The sequence below is a fragment of the Streptomyces sp. NPDC002784 genome, from assembly GCF_053592135.1.
This window is the reverse complement of sequence record NZ_JBSFVD010000084.1, coordinates 1-5,471: the sequence shown is the minus strand read 5'-3', so window position 1 is coordinate 5,471 and position 5,471 is coordinate 1. Positions and strand designations below refer to the sequence as shown.

Here is a 5,471-nt window from a genome sequence, read left to right as displayed (position 1 = left end):
CTCCGCCTCGCGCAGCGCGTACAGGTTCGCCGTCGCCTTCACCTGGTAGAACGCGAGCTGGAAGTACGCGTCCTGCCGCTCGGCCGGGAGCAGCGCCCCGATCCGCTCGGCGCGCCCGGCGAGCCGCCGCCACTCGTCGGTGACGCGCTCCAGCTCCCGGTAGTGGTTGAGGTGGTAGGGGCTCTGCCGGTCGTCGTAAGTCACCGCGGAGGGGTCGGTGGCCGGGTTCTTCGCCGGGTCGAGGCTGATCCGGCGGTTCAGCAGTTCAGGTTTGCGGCGCGCCTGGAGCACACCGTACGCGTGCAGCACCCCGGCGATCGCGGCGGCGTACCGGGGGCCGAAGTTCTCCTCCGCGTAAGCCCGTTCCCATTCCTCCAGGCGCTCCAGCGGCCAACGGTCGGGATCCCACGCGTAGTCGAGGAAGAACTGGAGCGGCAGCTCGTGGTTCTTCATGTCGCCGACGTTGACCACCCACAGCCGCTCCACACCGTACGTGTACGCGAGGTGGAGTTGCTCCCAGGTGGAGGTGAGGTTGGTGGTGTCGACCCACTTGTAGTTCCGGCCGCCGCCGACGTAGTCGAAGTGGTAGTAGATGCCGTATCCGCCCGCGCGTGGCTCCATCGACTGGTCCGGGAGCTTGCGCATGTTGCCCCAGTTGTCGTCGCAGAAGATCACCGTGACGTCCTCGGGCGGGCGCAGGCCCTCGTCCCAGTACCGCTGGACCTCCTTGTAGAGCGTCTGCACCTGGGGTATCGCGGTGAGCCGGTCGGCCCCGGCCTCCTCGGCGAGGATGCGGCGCTGGGCGGCGAGGATGGACTCCATCAGCTCGATGCCGTCGCCGTCGGGCAGGCTGACGTCGCCGTTGCCGCGCATGCCGAGTGTGACGACGCCCTCGAAGTCCTGTTCCACCATGCGGCGGACGCCGTCGCGCCAGTAGGCCTCGATGGCGTCGCGGTTGCGGCGGTAGCTCCACTCGCCGGTGCCGCCGTACGGGTCGCGGCCCGGGACGGTGATGTTCCCGGCGGCGTCGCGCCGCGCGGCGACGGCGTGGCGGTTCCACTCCTCGATGCCCCGCATCATGGGCGCCTCGTGGGAGGTGCCCATGACAACGCCGTAGCGCTTGGCGGTCGCGTGGTTCTCCGGATCGTCCTCGGCGAAGGCCCGGCCCCACACGGCGGGCCACAGGTAGTTGGCCTTCAGCCGCAGCATGACCTCGAAGACCTTCTCCCAGAACTTGCTGTTGAAGCCGTTCGGATACCCGGGCGCGAGGCCGGGGCCGAAGTACGCCGGGGCCCACGTGCCGAGCGACGGGTTCTCGTCGTTGATGAAGAAGCCGCGGTACTTCACCGCCGGAGTGCCCTGCGTGTGGCGGCCCGGCAGCACGTACAGCTCGTCGTGGCGGTGCGGGGGCACGTCGTCCCAAAAGTGCCACGGCGACACCCCGATCTGCCGCGACACCTCGTACGCTCCGAAGATCGTCCCGCGCTGGTCGCTGCCCGCGACCACGAGGGCGCGCCGCACGCCCGGCAGCGGATCGCGCACGACCTGCTGGAGAGACGTCTCCCACTTTCCCTCGATACCGGACACGTCCAGTTTCCCGGTTTCGACCAGGCCGTCGAGCAGCGGGCTGCGGCCCAGCGTGCCCACGAGGACGATGTCCCGCGACTCCGCCCCCGGCAGGCCGTGTGCGACGGCGGGCTCCGTGCCCGTCACCCGGCCGATGTCCGTCCGCAGATCCCCGACGACCCGCACCACGCCGGGGTGGTCGCCTTCATCGACCACGAGCGGCGCCGCCCGACCGCCCGCCACCAGTGGAAAGGCGTCCCGGGCGGGGGCGAAGGACACGAACCGGCGGTAGGGGCCGGAGCCGGACCCCGCTCTCCCGGCGGCGGCACCCGGCCCGAACGGCGATGCCGGGGCGGCGGCCGCCACGGGGGAGGGGGCAGCGACGGAGGCCACCGCGGTGGCCACGGCCGCCGCCAGCACCGTGCGCCGACGGGGATACGGGGACGGGGAAGCGGGGGTGCCGCCTCCGAAAGACCTGCTCATTACTCGACCTCCGGAACGGAACGATCGGGACAGGGCGTGAAGTGTGAGACAAGGAGTGGCAGGGGGCGGTGGAGTGCGTGCGGGGGCGCTGCCTATCCGCGGGTGTCCCGGAACAGCCGGACGGGCACCGCGTCGGCCAGCAGACCGTAGCCGTGCGGGTTCAGGTGCAGGTGGTCGCCCCCGTCGGCGGAGTGCAGCAGCCGCTCCGGAGCGGCTGGATCACGCACCGCCGCGTCGAAGTCGATCACCGCGTCGAACCGGCCGCTGTCACGGATCCACGCGTTCACCGTCCGCCTGGCCTCCTCCCGCAGCCCTTCCGCGTCGTCGTACATCTCGTTGCCGCCGAACGGCAGCAGGGTCGCCCCGTACACCTCGATGCCGTGGGCGTGCGCGCGGACGACGATCTGCTCGTACGCTGCGATCAACCGCGCCGCGACGTCCTTCTGCGCGGCGGGCGTGGCCGGCGCCGTACCGATGTCGTTGATCCCCTCGAAGACGACGAGCCACTCCACACCACTCTGCGCCAACACGTCACGATCGAGGCGGGCGAGCAGGTTGGGACCCAGACCGTCGTTCAGTACACGGTTGCCGCCCGCCGCCTGGTTGAGGACGGCGGTGTCCGCCGTGCCGCCGGACCGTGACAGCAGACGGTCGAGGAACTGGTCGGGCCAGCGGTTGTTCATGTTGGTGGTCGAGCCCCGCCCGTCGGTCAGCGAGTCCCCGACGACCGCGACAGCGGCCGTGCGCCTCGGCGCCCACGTCTCGATCCCACTCAGGAAGTACCAGTGGTCGGTGGGGGTGGCCCCCGCCAGGTCCACGGCATCGACGTGGTCACCGGCCAGGAGGTGGGACGTGGTCCTCGACCCGGGGTGCGAGGTGATGTCGCGCGACGCCTGGCCCTCGGCCAGGTACGTCGTCACCGTGAGGTTGCTCCCCGCCGCCACGTCGAACGGCAGCGGGTCGGACACGGCCTGCGCACCCACCGGCACGGTCGTCGACGCGCCGCCTTGGAAGGTGACCGTGCGGGCGGAACCGGGCTCGATCCCGGTGACCCCGGCCCGGCCGTCGACCGGGCGTGCCACCGACACCGAGGTGATCGGCAGGGGAGCGCCGCCGAAGGCGTTGGAGAAGCGCAGCCGGATCCGCTCCCCGCCGACCGTGACCCGCACCGTCTGACGCAGGGTGCTGTCGACGAGGACGGCATCCTCCTGGGTGAACGGCGGCGGCGGCATGTTGCCGGGTTCCGTCAACTGCGGCATGGCCGTCCAGGTGTTCACCCAGTGCCGCCCTTCCCGGGTGGTGTTTTCCGTGTCGGCCGCGCCCGCCGCTCCGCCGGTGGAGGCGGCGGTCAGGAGTGAGATTGCGAGCAGGCCTACGGCGGTGAGACTGCTGATCCATGACATTCTTCGCACGGCGGTGCCGTCCCTTCATGGCGCCGACCGTCAGCGGCGCAGCCCTGTGAACCGCACAGCCCTGTGAACCGCACAGCCGGGGTGCGACGACGAGGCTTCCCGAAAAGGTGCGTCCACGCGGTCTTCCATGGAGCGACGACGACGTTAGGCAACCTACTTTCGGGACGTCAAGACGTGTAACCGTCGAAACATTTCGGTCCTCGGGGCCTGCCGCCGAAAGGTACAGGGCAAGCCGACTGAAAGCCCCTGGCGTAGGAGCCAACTACTCGAAACGACACCTGTTGAGGTTGATTTGCAGCGCTTCATGCCGTTCTGTGATGAGCACTGTCGCGGGAATAGTGCTTCTGCGATGAGGCCGTGTGTACGGGTATTGACCTTGCCCCCGACAGGCGCTTAGCTTCCGTTACTGAATATATTTCGATCCAAATATCGAATCTTTCGAAGGATACGGAATGAGGCTTTCCGCATGAGGCGTCTCCGCTTCCTCACTGTGGCCCTGGCCACCGCCGCCCTGTCCCTGCCGCTCACGGCCGGCGTGGCGGGAGCCGACCCGGCGGCCGACCGGCAGTCCGTCCCGCACTCCAACGCCAGGCTCGACCGGCTGCGCGACGCCGCCCCCGAGGATTTCGTCGTGGGTACCGCCGTGGCAGGCGGCGGCCACCACTTGGAGCAGGACTATCCGGACCCGTTCACCTCGGACAGGGAGTACCGGAAGATCCTCGGGCGCCAGTTCAGCTCGGTTTCGCCCGAGAACCAGATGAAGTGGGAGTTCGTCCACCCGGAGCGGGACCGGTACGACTTCGAGGCCGCGGACGCCATCGTCGGTTTCGCCGAGCGGCACGGTCAGGTCGTGCGGGGGCACACACTGCTGTGGCACAGCCAGAACCCGCAGTGGCTGGAGCAGGGCGGCTTCTCGAAGGAGGAACTGCGCGCGATCCTGCGCGAGCACGTCACCACCGTCGTCGGCCGGTACGCCGGCAGGATCCAGCAGTGGGACGTCGCGAACGAGATCTTCGACGACCGGGGGGATCTGCGTACGCAGGACAACATCTGGATCCGTGAACTCGGCCCGGGCATCGTCGCTGACGCCTTCCGCTGGGCGCACGAGGCCGACCCGAAGGCGAAGCTGTTCTTCAACGACTACGGTGTCGAGAGCGTCAACGCCAAGAGTGATGCCTACTACGCCCTCACGCAGGACCTGATCCGGCAGGGGGTGCCCGTGCACGGGTTCTCCGTGCAGGCACACCTGAGCACGCGGTACGGCTTCCCGGAGGATCTGGAGACGAACCTGCGGCGGTTCGACGCGCTGCACCTGGAGACGGCCGTTACCGAACTGGACGTACGGATGGACCTGCCGGAGACCGGGATGCCCACCGACGCGCAGCAGAAGCAGCAGGCCGACTACTATCAGCGAGCGCTGTCGGCGTGTCTGGCCGTCGAGGACTGCAACTCGTTCACGATCTGGGGCTTCACCGACAAGTACTCATGGGTGCCGGTGTTCTTCCAGGGGGAGGGGTCCGCGACGGTCATGACCGAGGACTTCGGCCGCAAGCCCGCCTTCCACGCCCTGCGGTCCACGCTGCAAGCGGCTCGGGGAGACTGATCCCTGTGGTCCGCCGCCAGGGTTCACCACCGATCGGATCGTCGGCCAAGGTGGCGCCGGCTGCGGCGAGCGTGCCGGCGAGGCCGTCGGGGAATCCGGCGGCGGTGATGTTGGCGAGGTGGCCGCCGCCCGTCGCGGCGGCCGCCATGACCACGGTGGTGACCTCGTGCCTGACGGACGACGAACCCGCGCTGCCAGCCGCTGCTGTACGGCAGCTGGTCCCGGTTCAGCCGCCCCGGGCGGGGTCGACATCATGTCGGCCGTCGCCTCGCGGGGCGCACTTCGTTCGTGACGACGGCATGCCGTACGGCAGTGGTCGCCAGTTCGGCCACGGCTGGAACATCTTCAACCGCATCAACTAAATACGTAGCTCACATTGTGCCGGCAGCCCACTTGCAGCTGTCTGA

3 protein-coding genes are annotated in these 5,471 nt (G+C 69.3%); 1 reads left to right on the top strand and 2 read right to left on the bottom strand.

What is annotated here, in order from left to right:
- The coding region (locus ACWD1Z_RS36360; protein ID WP_451125029.1) for a glycosyl hydrolase 115 family protein at positions 1-2,049 on the bottom strand (2,049 nt) is incomplete at its 3' end.
- Between the two features lie 92 nt (positions 2,050-2,141).
- Complete coding sequence (locus ACWD1Z_RS36355; protein ID WP_451125031.1) at positions 2,142-3,452, bottom strand: SGNH/GDSL hydrolase family protein; 1,311 nt, start codon at positions 3,450-3,452, stop codon at positions 2,142-2,144.
- 475 nt (positions 3,453-3,927) lie between these two features.
- Here ACWD1Z_RS36355 and ACWD1Z_RS36350 point away from each other — a divergent pair, with 475 nt between their 5' ends.
- A complete protein-coding gene (locus ACWD1Z_RS36350) occupies positions 3,928-5,064 on the top strand; it encodes an endo-1,4-beta-xylanase (RefSeq protein WP_451125027.1) in 1,137 nt (378 codons plus the stop codon).
- The last annotated feature ends 407 nt before the right edge of the window (positions 5,065-5,471 follow it).

Excerpts from the sequence above, each read along its gene's own strand:
- ACWD1Z_RS36350 (WP_451125027.1), top strand. The coding sequence starts at position 3,928 with ATGAGGCGTCTCCGCTTCCTCACTGTGGCCCTGGCCACCGCCGCCCTG.
- ACWD1Z_RS36355 (WP_451125031.1), bottom strand. The coding sequence starts at position 3,452 with ATGTCATGGATCAGCAGTCTCACCGCCGTAGGCCTGCTCGCAATCTCA.